The 14,421-nt window shown below is 70.3% G+C and carries 16 protein-coding genes; 11 read left to right on the forward strand and 5 right to left on the reverse strand.

What is annotated here, in order from left to right; genetic code table 11:
• Positions 1-151 precede the first annotated feature (151 nt).
• The 4 genes from QM582_RS08595 (at position 152) to QM582_RS08610 (ending at position 4,018) form a co-directional block, all read left to right on the forward strand.
• Positions 152-1,003, forward strand: coding sequence for a transporter substrate-binding domain-containing protein (locus QM582_RS08595; protein WP_415083550.1), 852 nt, complete (start codon positions 152-154; stop codon positions 1,001-1,003).
• Between the two features lie 82 nt (positions 1,004-1,085).
• On the forward strand, positions 1,086-1,907 hold the full coding sequence (locus tag QM582_RS08600; protein WP_415083552.1) for an amino acid ABC transporter permease: 822 nt from the start codon (positions 1,086-1,088) through the stop codon (positions 1,905-1,907).
• Entirely contained in the window at positions 1,904-2,791 is an 888-nt protein-coding gene (locus tag QM582_RS08605; protein ID WP_415083554.1) for an amino acid ABC transporter ATP-binding protein, read from the forward strand. The genes QM582_RS08600 and QM582_RS08605 overlap by 4 nt, the downstream gene beginning before the upstream one ends.
• A gap of 78 nt (positions 2,792-2,869) precedes the next feature.
• Positions 2,870-4,018, forward strand: coding sequence for an MGDG synthase family glycosyltransferase (locus tag QM582_RS08610; protein WP_415083556.1), 1,149 nt, complete (start codon positions 2,870-2,872; stop codon positions 4,016-4,018).
• Here the strand turns inward: QM582_RS08610 and QM582_RS08615 are convergent.
• Positions 4,000-4,401: a globin gene (locus QM582_RS08615; protein WP_415083558.1), complete on the reverse strand. Its 402-nt coding sequence runs from the start codon at positions 4,399-4,401 to the stop codon at positions 4,000-4,002. The genes QM582_RS08610 and QM582_RS08615 overlap by 19 nt on opposite strands.
• Before the next feature lie 108 nt (positions 4,402-4,509).
• Here QM582_RS08615 and QM582_RS08620 point away from each other — a divergent pair, with 108 nt between their 5' ends.
• The 3 genes from QM582_RS08620 (at position 4,510) to QM582_RS08630 (ending at position 6,128) form a co-directional block, all read left to right on the forward strand.
• Entirely contained in the window at positions 4,510-5,220 is a 711-nt protein-coding gene (locus QM582_RS08620; RefSeq protein ID WP_415083559.1) for a hypothetical protein, read from the forward strand.
• Positions 5,221-5,232: 12 nt separating this feature from the next.
• Positions 5,233-5,742 (forward strand): flavin reductase family protein, encoded by a 510-nt coding sequence (locus QM582_RS08625; RefSeq protein ID WP_415083561.1) that lies wholly within the window; start codon positions 5,233-5,235, stop codon positions 5,740-5,742.
• Positions 5,743-5,930: 188 nt separating this feature from the next.
• Positions 5,931-6,128, forward strand: coding sequence for a hypothetical protein (locus QM582_RS08630; protein WP_415083563.1), 198 nt, complete (start codon positions 5,931-5,933; stop codon positions 6,126-6,128).
• Here the strand turns inward: QM582_RS08630 and QM582_RS08635 are convergent.
• The gene (locus QM582_RS08635) at positions 6,080-7,213 is read right to left on the reverse strand and encodes a DUF1353 domain-containing protein (protein WP_415083565.1); all 1,134 of its coding nucleotides are present in this window, start codon (positions 7,211-7,213) and stop codon (positions 6,080-6,082) included. The genes QM582_RS08630 and QM582_RS08635 overlap by 49 nt on opposite strands.
• A gap of 82 nt (positions 7,214-7,295) precedes the next feature.
• Here QM582_RS08635 and tdh point away from each other — a divergent pair, with 82 nt between their 5' ends.
• Genes tdh through QM582_RS08655 form a run of 4 tightly spaced genes read left to right on the forward strand, consistent with a single transcriptional unit; the run spans position 7,296 to position 11,434 of the window.
• The gene (gene tdh, locus QM582_RS08640; RefSeq protein WP_415083567.1) at positions 7,296-8,333 is read left to right on the forward strand and encodes an L-threonine 3-dehydrogenase; all 1,038 of its coding nucleotides are present in this window, start codon (positions 7,296-7,298) and stop codon (positions 8,331-8,333) included.
• Between the two features lie 30 nt (positions 8,334-8,363).
• On the forward strand, positions 8,364-9,296 hold the full coding sequence (locus QM582_RS08645) for an ABC transporter ATP-binding protein (RefSeq protein WP_415083568.1): 933 nt from the start codon (positions 8,364-8,366) through the stop codon (positions 9,294-9,296).
• Positions 9,293-10,240, forward strand: a complete 948-nt coding sequence (locus tag QM582_RS08650) for an ABC transporter permease subunit (RefSeq protein WP_415083570.1) — start codon at positions 9,293-9,295, stop codon at positions 10,238-10,240. Before QM582_RS08645 ends, QM582_RS08650 begins: the two co-directional genes overlap by 4 nt.
• Before the next feature lie 18 nt (positions 10,241-10,258).
• The gene (locus QM582_RS08655) at positions 10,259-11,434 is read left to right on the forward strand and encodes a glycine C-acetyltransferase (RefSeq protein ID WP_415083578.1); all 1,176 of its coding nucleotides are present in this window, start codon (positions 10,259-10,261) and stop codon (positions 11,432-11,434) included.
• On the opposite strand, the gene QM582_RS08660 is transcribed toward QM582_RS08655, so the two are convergent.
• The 3 genes from QM582_RS08660 to QM582_RS08670 all read right to left on the reverse strand — a co-directional run bounded on the left by QM582_RS08660 (position 11,409) and on the right by QM582_RS08670 (position 14,291).
• Positions 11,409-11,609, reverse strand: a complete 201-nt coding sequence (locus QM582_RS08660; protein ID WP_415083572.1) for a hypothetical protein — start codon at positions 11,607-11,609, stop codon at positions 11,409-11,411. The two genes, QM582_RS08655 and QM582_RS08660, sit on opposite strands and share 26 nt — an antisense overlap.
• 1,002 nt (positions 11,610-12,611) lie before the next feature.
• Positions 12,612-13,388: an EI24 domain-containing protein gene (locus QM582_RS08665; protein ID WP_415083574.1), complete on the reverse strand. Its 777-nt coding sequence runs from the start codon at positions 13,386-13,388 to the stop codon at positions 12,612-12,614.
• A gap of 78 nt (positions 13,389-13,466) precedes the next feature.
• Positions 13,467-14,291, reverse strand: a complete 825-nt coding sequence (locus QM582_RS08670) for an NAD-dependent protein deacetylase (RefSeq protein ID WP_415083576.1) — start codon at positions 14,289-14,291, stop codon at positions 13,467-13,469.
• Positions 14,292-14,421: the final 130 nt, after the last annotated feature.

Genomic DNA, 14,421 nt, shown 5'->3' on the forward strand with positions numbered 1-14,421 from the left:
CTCGCCGCCGCGCACGCCGGCCGCGGCACCCGTCGCTGACCCGGCCCGCGGCTCGCTAGGTCACGGCCCGATCTCAATCGGCGTTCCGCATTGCCGCCGTAACAATCCTGCGCAAGTATGCGGCCATATTCCGCTCTAGCGAGGAGAGATCGTGACTTCGAGTCCCAAGCGTCTGCGCGCGGCCCTGGCCGGCGTGGCAGCGCTCAGCCTCAGCATGCTTGCCGCCTGCGCCAATTACAGCCAGCCCGCCGCGTCGTCGTCGCCGTCGGCCGGTGCCGACACCAGTGCCAGCGCTCCGACGGTGTCGTTGGTGAGCCCCGGCAAGCTGGTCGTCTGCACCCACCTGGCGTACAAGCCGTTCCAGTTCAAGCAGGACGGGAAGACCGTCGGCTTCGACGTCGACCTGATGGACCTGGTCGCCAAGAAGCTGGGCGTCACCCAGGAGATCTTCGACATCGAGTTCGAGCAGATCACCTCGGGTGCGGTGTTCGCGGCCAAGAAGTGCGACGCGGCCGCCGCGGCGATCACCATCCGGGCCGACCGGGAGAAGGCGGCGCTGTTCTCCGATCCCTACTTCTCCGCCACCCAGGCTCTGCTGGTTCCCGCGGATTCGACGGTCACCGACCTGCCCGACCTGAAGGGCAAGACGCTGGCGGTCCAGGCCGGCACCACCGGCCAGGACTACGGCAAGGAGAACGCCGACAAGTACGGCTACACCGTCAAGGTGTTCGACGACATGCCGAGCGGCGCCAACGCGGTGCTGGCCAAGACCGTCGCGGCCGCGATCAACGACAACGGCGTGGTGTACAACTTCGCCGCCGAGAACCCGGGCACCAAGGTGGTCAAGGAGTTCAACACCAACGAGAAGTACGGGTTCAGCATGGGCAAGGACAACACCGCCCTGCAGACCGTGGTCAACGAGGTGCTGAAGACCGCCAAGGCCGACGGCACCTACAACACCATCTACAAGAAGTGGTTCGGTAAGGACGCACCCAAGGACTGACTCCCAGCCCGCCGCGCCGCCCGGCCGACACAGCGTCGGCCGGGCCGTCCGGCGCCTGCCAATTCCGCGAAGGGGGTAACACATGACGTCCAGCACCGCACCGGCCCGCAAGAAGCTCTCACCGCGCCGCCGTGCCCAACGGATCCGCTGGATCAACTACGGCGTGCTGATTCTCGGCGTCCTGGCGGTGGTGGTGTTCGCCGACGGACGCCAGTTGCAGTCGGTCTTCTTCCGGCCGGACATGATCGCCGAGACCGTCGGCCCGAGCCTGTTGAACGCGCTGAAGAACACCATCCTGTACACCCTCGGGGCCTTCGTCTTCGGGTTGCTGCTGGGCACCATGCTGGCGCTGATGAAGCTGTCCCAGATCGGGCCCTACCGCTGGCTGGCGACCATCTACACCGAGATCTTCCGCGGCGTCCCGGCCATCATCGTGCTGCTCGCCTTCAGCCTGATCTCGCTGGCCATCCCGGGCCTGCAGATTCCGCTGGACCCGTTCGGCGCGGTCTGGACGGCGCTGGGTCTGGTGGCCGCCGCCTACATGTCGGAGACCATCCGGGCCGGCATCCTGGCGGTGCCCAAGGGGCAGACCGAGGCGGCCCGCTCGCTGGGCATGCCCTCCGGTATGGCGACCCGGAAGATCGTGCTGCCGCAGGCGTTCCGGATCGTCACGCCGCCGCTGACCAACGAACTGGTCTCGCTCACCAAGGACTCGTCGCTGATCTACGTGATCGGGCTGAGCTCCGAGGCGTTCGACCTGACCAAGTACGGCCGTGACCTGACCAACACCTACTCGAATATGACACCGCTGGTGATCGCCGGCCTGACCTACCTGGTGATCACCCTGCCGCTCACCTTCCTGGTGCGGCGGATGGAGGCGAAGCAGCGGAAGGCGACCCGATGACCCCGACGATTCCCACCGGTCTGCGCGACGACGAGATCCAGATCTACGACCTGCACAAGAGCTTCGGCCAGATCGAGGTGCTCAAGGGCATCTCGACGATCATCCACCGCGGCGAGGTGGTCTGCGTGATCGGTCCGTCCGGCTCGGGCAAGTCGACCCTGTTGCGCTGCGTGAACCTGCTGGAGCAGCCCACCGCCGGCCGGGTGTTCATCCTCAACGAGGAGATCACCGACCCGGACGCCGACGTCGACGAGCTGCGCACCAGGATGGGCATGGTCTTCCAGCAGTTCAACCTGTTCCCGCACCTCACCGTGCTGGAGAACTGCACGATCGCCCCGATCAACGTGCTGAAGAAGGACAAATCCGCGGCCGAGGCCGCCGCCCGGGCGAACCTGGAGAAGGTCGGCCTGGCCGACCGTGCCGACGCCTACCCGGCGCAGCTGTCCGGCGGCCAGCAGCAGCGGGTGGCGATCGCCCGGGCGCTGTCGATGGACCCGGAGCTGATGCTGTTCGACGAGCCCACCTCGGCACTCGACCCGGAGCTGGTCGGCGACGTGCTCTCGGTGATGCGCGACCTGGCCAAGTCGGGCATGACGATGATGGTGGTCACCCACGAGATGGCGTTCGCCCGCGAGGTGGCCGACCGGGTGATCTTCATGGACGGCGGCGTGATCGTCGAGGAGGGCCCGCCGCAGGAGGTGATCGGCGACCCGCGGCACGAGCGCACCCGCACCTTCCTGCGCCGGGTGCTCGACCCCACCCACGTGGACGCCGGCTCCGAGGATCATGCCTACGCGCAGCGCCACCGGGCCACCGAAGCGGTGGAGGGAATGGTTCCCCCCGGCTCCGGGTCCCACGGCGGGTCCAGCCTCGGCGGAGGCTGAGCGCGTCCCTCGGCGGTCGCGGGTTCGCGGACGGTATCGTGCGGAGCGAAAGCGAACATCGCCACCACGAGGAGGGTCATGGCGGCCGTTCCAGCCGCGCGCAGGCGGGTGCTGTTCCTGTTCTCCGACACCGGAGGCGGGCATCGCTCGGCGACCCTGGCGTTGATCGAGGCGTTGGGCCTGGAGTTCCCGGACACCTTCGACTGCAAGATGGTCGACGTCTTCCGCGACTACCTGCCGGCCCCGCTGCGCTACGCCCCGGAGATGTACCCGCCGATGACCCGGTTCCCGGAGACCTGGGCGATCTCCTACAAGGCCACCGACGGCAAGCGCCGCTCCCGGGCGTTCATCCGGGTGATGTTCCCCTACGTGGCCCGGGCGATCCGGCGGCTGTACCGGGAGAACCCGGCCGACATCATCGTCTCGGTGCACCCGCTGGTGAACACCGGCGTGCTGCGCACCATGAAGTCGAACCCGACACCGTTCATGACCGTGGTCACCGACATGGTCTCCACCCACGCCTTCTGGTTCGACCGCCGCGCCGACCTGGTGGTGGTGCCCACCGACGAGGCCCGGGAGGTGGCCGTCGAGTACGGCATTCCCGAGGGCAACGTCCGGGTGGTGGGGCTGCCGGTCGCGGAGCGGTTCCGGGTGCCGCCGGAGGACCCGCTGGCCTTCCGGGACGCCCAGGGCTGGCGCCGTGACCTGCCGGTGATCCTGGTGGTCGGCGGCGGCGACGGGATGGGGCCGATGGAGGCCGTCGTCAAGGCGATCAACGAGGCCCGGCTGGACGCCACCCTGGTGGCCATCTGCGGCCGCAACGAGGCCCTGCAGGAGCGGCTGCACACCCTGGACTGGACCATGCCGCACCACATCTACGGCTTCACCAGCCAGATGCCGGAGTTCATGGCGGCCGCCGACATGCTGGTCACCAAGGCCGGCCCGGGCACCATCAGCGAGGGCTTCATCGCCGGGCTGCCGCTGGTGCTGTACGCCCGGCTGCCGGGCCAGGAGGACGGCAACGTCGCCTACGTGGTGAAGAAGCGGGCCGGGGTGTGGGCGCCGCGTCCGCATCAGGTGGTGGACGCCGTCCGGCGCTGGGTGACCGACCCGGAGGCGCTGCGCGCCGCCGCCGAGGCCAGCCGGCGGGTCGCCAAGCCGGACGCCGCCCGGCAGATCGCCCGGATCATCGCCGACCGGGCCGGGGTCTACTCGCCGGAGCTGTGATCGAAGCTGTTCACCATGAAGTGTGCCGCCCGGACCAGGTAGTCGCGCATCTCGGCGTCCGCCTCCGGGTCGAGCCGCAGGCCGTCGAGGGCGGCCAGCATGTGCCGCAGCCAGCGGTCCCGCTGGGTCGGGGTGACCGCGAACGGGGCGTGCCGGATCCGCAGCCGCGGATGGCCGCGCTGCTCGCCGTAGGTCTTCGGCCCGCCCCAGTACTGCTCCAGGAACATCCGCAGCCGATCGGCGGCCGGGCCCAGGTCTTCCTCGGGGTAGAGCGCCCGCAACGCCGGGTCGTCAGCCACTCCGGCGTAGAAGGCGTCCACCAGGGCGACGAAGGTGGGGTGCCCACCGACTCGGTCGTACATGCTCTGCGCCGTCGTTTCCACCCGAACAGCCTAGTGATCGATGCCGACACGCCGCCCTTTGGGAATATTGGTCGCAATGACTAACCTGGATGGCGGTTCCGAACCAAACGAAGACGCAGACGAGTGACAGTGACTGAGACGAAGATCGCCGAGAAGACCGACAACCGGGCAGACGCCACCAAGACCGAGAACGAAGACAAGCCCAAGCTGTTCAATCTGCCGCAGATCGCCGGCGGTGCGCTGGCCGCGGTGACCACCGCCGCCGTCGGCTCCCGGCTGGGGGTGGCCGGCACCCTGGCCGGCGCCGCCATCGCCAGCGTGCTGGCCGCCTTCGCCAGCACCCTCTACACCAAGGGCCTGGAGCACACCCGCGACGGCGTGAAGAAGATCGTGCTGCGCGACGGCGGCGGCAAGGCCAAGGAGGTCGCCGTCGACGAGCCGGCACCGGCCCGCAAGCGCGGCTGGGGACGCCGGACGGCCATCGCCGGCGGCATGCTGGCCACCGCCGCGGTCAGTTTCGTGGTCGCGATGGGCCTGGTCACCGGCTGGGAGTTCAGCACCGGGCAGAGCCTGGACGGCCGCAACGGCACCACGATCAGCCAGGTCGGCACCAAGAAGGCCGCCAGCAAGCCGACGCCGAGCGCGAGCGCAACGCCGACGGCGAGCGCCACCCCGTCCGCGACCGCGAGCAGCACGCCCAGCGCCAGCCCGACCGCGTCCGAAACGCCCACCGCGACGCCGACGCCGAGCGCGTCCGAGACGCCCAGCGCCGCCGCCCCGTCCACCGCGAAGCCCACCCAGTCGCCCGCGGACGCCGGAAACGCGGCCGCCGCCGGCTGACACACTGGCCGGGTGACCATCCATCACACCCATCCGTTCGCCGGGAGCGGTGAGCCGCGCCCGCTGCGGCGGTTCCGTGGACGGTTGCCGGCGCCGGTCACCATCTGGGCGGCCCGGGACCGGGACGTCCCCGCCGGCCTCACCGTGTCCTCGGTGCTGGTCGCCGACGGTGAGCCGGGCGAGGTGATCGGCCTGATCGACCCGGCCTCCGAGCTGTTCGACCGATTGGTCGCCGCCGGACGCTGGGCGGTCAGCCTGCTGTCCTACCAGGACCGCGGCCTCGCCGACGCGATGGCCGGGCTCGCCCCCGCCCCCGGAGGACCGTTCCGGATGGCGCGCTGGCGGGACACCGAGTGGGGGCCGGTGCTGGCCAGCTCACCCGGCTGGCTGGGTGCCCGGCTGCTCGGCGAGCCGGTCGAGGCCGGCTGGTCGATGCTGGTGCGCGGCGTCGTGGAGTCCATCGAGATCGACTCGACGGTGGCCCCGGTGGCCTACGTGCGGGGCAGCTACCGACAACTCTGACCACGTGTCCAGGCCCGATCCGCGCGCTCCGAATGCGCCGAATCGGGCCTTAGCGCACACCCCGGACTTTTAGTCAAGTTAGCTTTTATCAAACGTGTGTCCAGCGGTACCGTCAGATCTCTATTGCAGGCGGCGGAACCCTGGTTTACTTGTTTATGCCAACGGTGTCGGACAGCGGAGGGAGGACCATGAGTCCACTCTGGATGATTGTCGCTTCGCTGGTCGCTGTCGCCGGGCTGAGCCTGTTTTTCACTCTGCAGCAGGAACTGCGTCGGCGCCGCATCGCCCGGCGCCGGTTGCGGCGCCAGGCGGCCGAGCGGGCCCGCGCCGCGCAGGCTCACTCCGAGGAATCCCCGCTGCTGTCCCGGCTCGGTCCCCAGGACTGACCGCCGTGCCCGGTGAGCGTGTTCACCGGGCCGGTGTCGAAGCCGGCGAAGGCGTCCGGCAGCCACAGCAGATAGAGCACCCCGACGGTCACCAGCGCCACCAGCCCCACGGTCGGGGCCGCGATGGTCAGCACCAGCGGCAGCACCGCGTCGCGCCGCACCGGGGACGTCGCCAGGTACCCCGAACCGCCCAGGAAGGCCAGCAGCCCCAGCACGGCCAGCAATCCCGGCATGCCGACGCCGAACAGCGGCCCGACCGGCATCGACGTCCAGGCGGCGGACGCCAGCAGCAGGATCGCGGCAGCCGCCAGCGCACGCACCACCCAGCTGTCGCTGACCCGTCCGATCGGCTGCTCGCCGCCGGGTAGGAACGAGGCCGCCGCCTGCAGCCGGCTCGGCGCCGGCACGGTGTGCGCCGGGGTCAGGCCGACGCTGGCCGGCCGCAGCCGGTTCAGCCGGGTCGCGAACACACCGGCCACCGCCAGCACCAGCAGGCCGGTCAGCAGCAGCACCCAGCCGGCCACCGGGAAGGACCGGCCGCCGGTGTTCTCGGCCAGCCACCAGCCCGCCGTCCAGCCGCCCACCGTGGCCGCCGCCAGCGCGCCGAAACCGGCCCGGCGATGCCGGTAGTAGCGGGCCACCGAGACCCCCGTCCACAACACCAGGGAGCGGAACCAGCCGGCCCGGAACTGGCCGGCCTGCGGATCCCGCAGCGCGCAGTAGAGCACCTCGTCGGCGGCGCTGGCCCGGTCGAAGCGCTCGGCCGGCGGAGCCGAGTCGGCCAGCCCGGCGACGTGGTCGTGGACGATCACCGCCAGGGTGTGCCGTCCGTAGCTGGCCAGCAGACCCCACAGCACGCCGGGGACGCTGGCCAGGTCGGTCTGACCGCCGGGGATCGCCAGCCAGCGGTGACCGGTGTCCGGCGGGTCGGACGGTACCGGCAGCAGGGCGTCCAGCTGGGGCGGCAGCGGGCGGAACGGCGCGTACCAGAACGGGGTGGTCACGGTGAACCGGCGCGGGGTGTCCACCCGGAGCTGGACCCCAGTCGTGCCGGAGCCGGCACCGGGGGGAAGTGCATAGGGCATCCCCGACTATCGACCGAGAGCGAGCCTTCCGGCAAGTGGTTGGATGAACAGGGCAGGACTTCGGCGAGGAGAGGAGACCGGCGTGCGCGCGCTGACGAAGACGACGGCGGGCCCGGGGCTGGAGCTGATCGACCGGCCGGAGCCGTCCTGCGGGCCGTGGCAGGTGAAGATCCGGGTGCTGCGGGCCGGGTTGTGCGGCACCGACCTGCACCTGCAGCAGTGGGACGAGTGGGCGGCGTCCCAGCTGCGGCTGCCGCAGACCATCGGTCACGAGTTCTTCGGCGAGATCGTCGAGATCGGCAGCGAGGTGAAGGAGCTGAAGCCGGGCGACCCCTGCTCGGCCGAGGGTCACATCGTCTGCGGCTACTGCCGCAATTGCCGGGCCGGACGCCGCCACCAGTGCATCCGCACCGTCGGGCTGGGGGTGAACACCGACGGCGCCTTCGCCGACTACGTGGTGGTCCCGGTGGAGAACGTCTGGAAGCACCAGGACTGGGTCGACCCCGATCTGGGCGCCATCTTCGACCCGCTCGGCAACGCCACCCACACCACCCTGCAGTGGCCGCTGGTCGGCGAGGACGTGCTGATCACCGGCGCCGGGCCGATCGGGGTGATGGCGGCGGCGATCGCCCGGCACGCCGGGGCCCGGCACGTGGTGGCCACCGACCTGGCCGACGTCCGGCTGGAGCTGGCCCGCCGCGCCGGCGCCGATCTGGTGGTCAACGTCGGCAACACCCGGATCGCGGACGCCCAGCGCGAGCTCGGCATGCGCGAGGGCTTCGACGTCGGGCTGGAGATGTCCGGGTCACCGCAGGCGGTGGCCGAGATGATCGACAACATGAACCACGGCGGCAAGGTCGCGATGCTCGGCCTGCCGAAGAGCCCCTACCCGATCGACTGGGGCAAGGTGATCACCCACATGCTGACCATCCGCGGCATCTACGGCCGGGAGATGTTCGAGACCTGGTACCTGATGACCTCGATGCTGTCCAGCTCACCGACCCTGGTCGAGGCGGTCCGTTCGGTGATCACTCACCGCTTCGCGGCCAAGGACTGGGCGCTGGCCTTCGAGGTGGCCCGCTCGGGACACTGCGGCAAGGTGATCCTCGACTGGAGCTGATCGGCTGGAGTCGTCGGGCAGGATGGGCGCATGACTGACCACCCCCAGCCGGTGCCCGCGGTGGCGATCACCGGGCTGTCCAAGCGCTACCGGTCGATCAAGGCCGTCGACAACCTGACCATGACGGTGCCGGTCGGCGGCGTGCACGGCTTCCTCGGCCCGAACGGCTCCGGCAAGACCACCACCATCCGGATGCTGCTCGGGCTGATCCCGGCCGACGGCGGCAGCATGCGGCTGTTCGGCGAGCCGGTGCCGCAGCGGCTGCCCCAGGTGATCGACAAGGTCGGCGCGATCGTCGAGCAGCCGCGGTTCTTCGACACCTTCTCGGCGCGGAAGAACCTGGCCCTGCTGGCCCAGGCGATCGGGGCGCCGCTGTCCCGGGTCGGCGAGGTGCTGCAGCAGGTCGGCCTGGCCGGACGCGAGCGCTACGACTTCCGCACCTATTCGCTGGGCATGAAACAGCGGCTGGCGGTGGCCGCCACGCTGCTCAAGGATCCGCAGCTGTTGATCTTCGACGAGCCGACCAACGGCCTGGACCCGCAGGGCATCCACGACTTCCGGGCCACCATCCGGCAGCTGGCCGACTCGGGCCGCACCGTGCTGGTCTCCAGCCACATCCTGGCCGAGGTGCAGCAGGTGGCCGACACGGTCACCATCATCGCCCGCGGCGGCACCCTGGCCGAGGGCCCGGTGGCGACCCTGCTGGCCGCCGGCAGCGATCCGGTCCGGGTGGTGGTCGGTGAGCCGGCCCGGGCGGACGCGATCCTGCGGGCGGCCGGGCTGGTCGTCCAGGGCGATGGACGGGCGTTGCTGGTGACCCGTCCGGACGGCCGGCTGGAAGCGGAGGAGGTGGCCCGCAGACTGGGCGAGCAGGGGCTCTGGGTGAGCGAGCTCGGGGTGCAGCGCCGCAACCTGGAACAGCTCTACCTGGAACTCACCGGTCCGGTCGGGGGTGCCGCATGAACCGGTTGATCGGTGCCGAGCTGAACCGCTGGTTCAGTCGCCGGCTGTGCTGGGTGGTGCTGCTGTCCTGCGTGGCGCTGGCGGTGCTGGTGGTGGCCGGGGTGGCCTACGGCAGCCGTCCGATGGAGGGCGCCGAACTCGCCGCGGCCGAGCAGGACTACGCCGAGGCGGCCAAGCAGGCCGAGCAGGAGAAGGCGGCCTGTCTCGCGGAGGGTCTCCCCGCCGAGGAATGCGACACGTGGACGCCGCGGCGCTCCGACTTCGTCCGGGAGCCGCCCGCCTACCCGGACCTCGCGGGCGGCCTCGGCCAGGCCGGGGGATTGATCTCCGCCTACGCCGCGCTGCTGCTCGGGGCCTCGTTCCTGGGCGCCGAGTTCAAGACCGGCAGCCTGGGCACCTGGCTGACCTACGTGCCGTCCCGGGTCCCGGTGCTGGCCAGCAAGGCGATCGCGGCGCTGGCCGGCACCGCGCTGCTCGGGGTGTTGGTGATCGGCATCCTGCAGGCCGGCGCGGCTGGGATCGTGCTGACCTGGTCGGGGTCGGAGGCGCTGCTGCCGGCGCCGGACGCCTGGGCGATGACCGGCCGGGGATTCGTGCTGGTGCTGGGCGCCGGTCTGCTCGGCTTCGCGCTGGCCGGCCTGCTGGGCAGCACGGTGGGCCCGATCGGTGTGCTGCTGGGCGTGTTGGTGCTGCAGTGGGCGACGCAGGTGCTGTCGCTGCTGTTCGGCGGGGTCTGGTTGCAGGCCGCGATGCCCGACCCCAACATCCAGGCGTTCCTCAACGGCGGCGCCGAGATCAGCTACGTCGAGCGCGCGGCCAACGGCGAGATGGTGACCAAGTCGTTCGAGCTCGGCCAGGCGCAGGCCTCGGCCTATCTGGGCGGGCTGATGGTGCTGCTCGGCGCGGCCGCCACCTGGCGGTTCGCGAAGCGGGAGATCCGCTAGGTTCGCGCTATGTACACCCTGCGCGACGACCTGACCGCGACCCTGGCGGAGATCCGCTCCGCGGGGTTGTACAAGACCGAACGCGAGCTGGGCACCGCCCAGGCGGCGCACATCGCCACGCCGGCCGGGCCGGCGCTGAACTTCTGCGCCAACAACTATCTGGGGCTGGCCGACCACCCCGAGGTGGTCGCCGCCGCCCACGCCGGGCTGGACCGGTGGGGGTTCGGGATGGCCTCGGTGCGGTTCATCTGCGGCACCCAGGACCAGCACCGGGAGTTGGAGCGCCGGCTGGCGGGCTTCCTGGGCACCGACGACGCGATCTTGTACTCGTCCTGCTTCGACGCCAACGGCGGCGTCTTCGAGACCCTGTTCGGCCCCGAGGACGCGATCGTCTCCGACGAGCTGAACCACGCCTCGATCATCGACGGCGTCCGGCTCAGCAAGGCGGCTCGGTACCGCTACCGCAACGCCGACCTGGGCGATCTGGAGGCGCAGCTGAAGGCGGCGTCCGGGGCTCGGCGCACGGTGATCGTCACCGACGGGGTGTTCTCGATGGACGGCAGCTACGCCCCGCTGCCGGGCATCTGCGATCTCGCGGACGCCTACGGCGCGCTGGTCTTCGTCGACGACTCCCACGCCGTCGGCTTCGTCGGCGAGCACGGCCGGGGGACGCCGGAGCTGTTCGGCGTCGCGGACCGGGTGGACATCCTGTCCGGCACCCTGGGCAAGGCGCTCGGCGGGGCGTCCGGCGGCTACATCGCGGCGCACGCCGCGATCGTCGAGCTACTGCGGCAGCGCTCCCGGCCCTACCTGTTCAGCAATTCGGTGGCGCCCGCGGTGGTCGCCGGCTCGCTGCGGGCGCTGGAGCTGGTGGCCGGATCGGACCAGGCCCGGCAACGGCTGGCCGGCAACGCGGAGCTGTTCCGGGAGCTGATGGAGGCCAACGGCTTCCAGCTGCTGCCCGGCAGCCATCCGATCGTGCCGGTGATGTTCCCCGGCGAGGACGGTGCCCGGCAGGCCGCCACGATCGCCGACCGGATGCTCGCCGACGGCGTCTACGTGATCGCGTTCAGTTTCCCGGTGGTGCCGCGCGGCAAGGCGCGGATCCGGGTGCAGCTGTCGGCCGCGCACAGCAGCGCCGACGTCGAAGCCTGTGTGGCGGCCTTCGTCAGCGCGCGACAAGCCGTCGGGTGAGCAGGGTTCCGGCCGCGGTGGCGATCGGGAACAGCAGCAGCGAGAGCGCCGGAATCGACAGCAGCAGGAAGGTCGGCACGCCGAAACCGAGCACCAGCCAGGGGTCGCGGCAGAGCAGCCGCTGTCGCTGAACGTCAGAAAGCCGTGCGGTGCTGGTTAGGCGATTGCTGGTCATGTCCGCATTGAAAACCGTCGTGAATCTTACTCCGCGGAATATGTCGTTCCCGGGCCCCTGGCGGTGGCCAGCGATGCTGGCGGCGGTAGGTGGTCGTGATGAATTTGCTCGAGTTGTTGGTCAGAAGATCGATTACCGAGGGCATCCGGGGGCGGAGTTCGCTCGGCAGTCTGAAGTTTGCCGGGTGGCGCATTCCGCCCTCCCCTGCGGATCCATAGGCCCACAGCAAGTCCGGAGCACCCCCAGACCCACAAGGTCACGCTGTACGAAGGGAACCGTAGCTCCACCCAAGTCGGCGCCGTGCCGCCGGACACTGGAATGAGCGGACCGCCCTCACGGAGAATCTCCAGATAGGCCAAATAGCTCAGTACGAATAGGAACCCACGAGACGCCAGCCCGATGCCGAGCACCGCCAAGAGGATCAGACCTACCCGCACGCGCATGGATGTTATCTCACTTGGAAGTTGACGTTGGCTACCGTTCCGACTCCGCAGGTTGCTGCTGACGTGTAGTTTGCCGGCACCCACGGCACAGTGTAGTAGAGGCTGTTGGTGCACTGAATGACGATGCGGAACTCGTCACCTGGGGGGGGTGAGTTGCTTCCAGCAGACCAGGCTGGCCGATTTTCCTGAGTTGTAGACGACCGCGTCGTCACATCCCCACCGTGAAGCCGGCATGGGTCGGGCTTGCGCCTCAGATGCCACATTGAACATCAGGCCGCCCGCTAGCGGTGCTCCGGCAACGATGCACTTAGTCCTTTGTTCAGGTCCATTTTTGTAGGCTAGGAGCCTCGCTTGGTCGTGTCAAGGTTTCACGTCCGCAGTGATCTGCCAGGTTTCCTGGTGAATGGCAAGCCGTCCGCCGGCCCAAGAGCCCGCCAACGCCGGTGCTGTTGAGCGAGTTGATGGAGGACGGCGGCTTTGGGTTGTTTGCCGGCAGCCACCCGATTGTGCCGGTGATGGTGGTGCTGCGCGGATGAGGGTGCAGCTGTCGACGCCTTCGTCAGCGCGCGACAAGCCGTCGGGTGAGCAGGGTTCCGGCCGCGGTGGCGATCGGGAACAGCAGCAGCGACAGCGCCGGAATCGACAGCAGCAGGAAGGTCGGCACGCCGAAACCGAGCACCAGCCAGGGGTCGCGGCAGAGCAGCCGTTGCCGCTGGGCCAGGGTGCGGATGCCGCGGCGTCCGGCCGGCGAGCCGATCATCTCCAGGGTGACCATCCAGCCGCCGAACAGCGCCGAGCCGATCGCCGCCAGTACCCCGCCGATCACCGGGATCAGCCCGACCAGCAGGAAGAGCAGGCCGACCGGCAAGGTGATCGCCACCACCTTGAGCAGCAGGGTGAGGGTGGACCACAGGGCGTGCAGCCAGCTCTCGGACGGGGCAGCGTTGTAGTTGCCGGCGTGGGCGTCCACCTCCTCGGAGATCCGGTCGTACAGCGGGGCGCCGAGGGCCAGCGTGGTGGCGGTGAACAGCAGCACCAGCAGCAGCCCGCTGATCGCGATGACCAGCAGCGACACCAGCGCCCGCAGCGCCTCCACCCCGGGCCAGCCGTCCGCGAACGGGGTCAGCCAGACGGCGATCCGCTGCGACAGGAAGCTGGCGGTGGCGAACAACGCCACGAACAGCACCGAGGTGATCAGCGGCGGGATGAGACCCAGGCCGAACAGCCGGGCTCGGCGCAGCACAAGACCCGCGCCGGTGATCAGCAGGCCGAGACCTGAGAGCAGGTCGGACAGCGGATTCGCCCGGGCACGGGCAGAAAGCCATGGATTGCCCACGGACGCCCTTCCGTTAGGCCGAATGCTGTCAGCCACTGTAGGGCACCTTCCTGAGCGGATGGCCACTCGAGACGTCATTCACAGCGCGTTCACAAGGTCGGACAGTGTTTCGGAGCAGCCGGCGTCGAGTCGGACGGCGGCCAGTTCGTCACCGCGGGTGCGGCCCCGGTTGACGATCGCCACCGGCTTGCCGGCCTTGGCGGCGTGCCGGACGAAGCGCAGGCCGGACATCACGGTCAGCGACGAACCGGCCACCAGCAGGGCCTCGGCCGCGTCCACGGCCGCATAGGCGTCCGCCACCCGCGGACGCGGAACGGACTCGCCGAAGAACACCACGTCCGGCTTCAGGACGCCGCCGCAGTGCTCGCAGGGCAGCACCACGAAGTCGCCCCACTGCTCCACCACGGCGTCCCCGTCGGGCCGCAGCCGGCCGTCGTCCATCTCGGCCTTGCCGGCCGCGAGATCGCCGTGCAGGCCCGGATTGGCCTGCTCCAGGCGTCGTTGCAGGGACGTCCGGGGTGAGGCGGCGCCGCAGTCCAGGCAGACCACCCGGTCGATCCGGCCGTGCAGGTCGAGCACGTCCGGGCTGCCGGCGGCACCGTGCAGGCCGTCCACGTTCTGGGTGATCACGGTGCTCAGCCCCTGCGCGGTCAGCCCGGCCAGGGCTCGGTGACCGGCGTTGGGCCGGGCCCGACCGAAGCTGCGGAAGCCGAGCAGGGAACGCGCCCAGTAGCGGCGCCGGACGTCGGCGGAGCGCAGGAAGTCGTCGTACTGGATCGGGTTGGTCGGGCGCGCGTCGGCGCCGCGGTAGTCGGGGATGCCGGAGTCGGTGCTGATCCCCGCTCCGGTCAGCGCCACCCATCGCCGGCCGCGCAGCAGCCGGGCCAGCTCGCCGGTGTTCACCGGAGCATTATCACCCGCAGCGCGATGGCGCCGATCAGCAGCCCGGTGAGAACCAGCAGCGCGATCAGCGGCCCGGCCGGGTGTCGCCGGCGCGGCAGGGCGAGCGCGGCGCCGGCGGCCAGACCGGCCA

The organism is Micropruina sp. (assembly GCF_047607385.1).
GTDB lineage: Bacteria > Actinomycetota > Actinomycetes > Propionibacteriales > Propionibacteriaceae > Micropruina.

What these genes read in the sequence shown, in the direction of transcription:
- QM582_RS08605 (WP_415083554.1), top strand. Translation starts at nt 1,904, where the DNA reads ATGACCCCGACGATTCCCACCGGTCTGCGCGACGACGAGATCCAGATC.
- QM582_RS08600 (WP_415083552.1), top strand. Translation starts at nt 1,086, where the DNA reads ATGACGTCCAGCACCGCACCGGCCCGCAAGAAGCTCTCACCGCGCCGC.
- QM582_RS08635 (WP_415083565.1), bottom strand. Translation starts at nt 7,213, where the DNA reads ATGCCCTATGCACTTCCCCCCGGTGCCGGCTCCGGCACGACTGGGGTC.
- QM582_RS08610 (WP_415083556.1), top strand. Translation starts at nt 2,870, where the DNA reads ATGGCGGCCGTTCCAGCCGCGCGCAGGCGGGTGCTGTTCCTGTTCTCC.
- QM582_RS08650 (WP_415083570.1), top strand. Translation starts at nt 9,293, where the DNA reads ATGAACCGGTTGATCGGTGCCGAGCTGAACCGCTGGTTCAGTCGCCGG.
- QM582_RS08630 (WP_415083563.1), top strand. Translation starts at nt 5,931, where the DNA reads ATGAGTCCACTCTGGATGATTGTCGCTTCGCTGGTCGCTGTCGCCGGG.
- QM582_RS08660 (WP_415083572.1), bottom strand. Translation starts at nt 11,609, where the DNA reads ATGACCAGCAATCGCCTAACCAGCACCGCACGGCTTTCTGACGTTCAG.
- QM582_RS08645 (WP_415083568.1), top strand. Translation starts at nt 8,364, where the DNA reads ATGACTGACCACCCCCAGCCGGTGCCCGCGGTGGCGATCACCGGGCTG.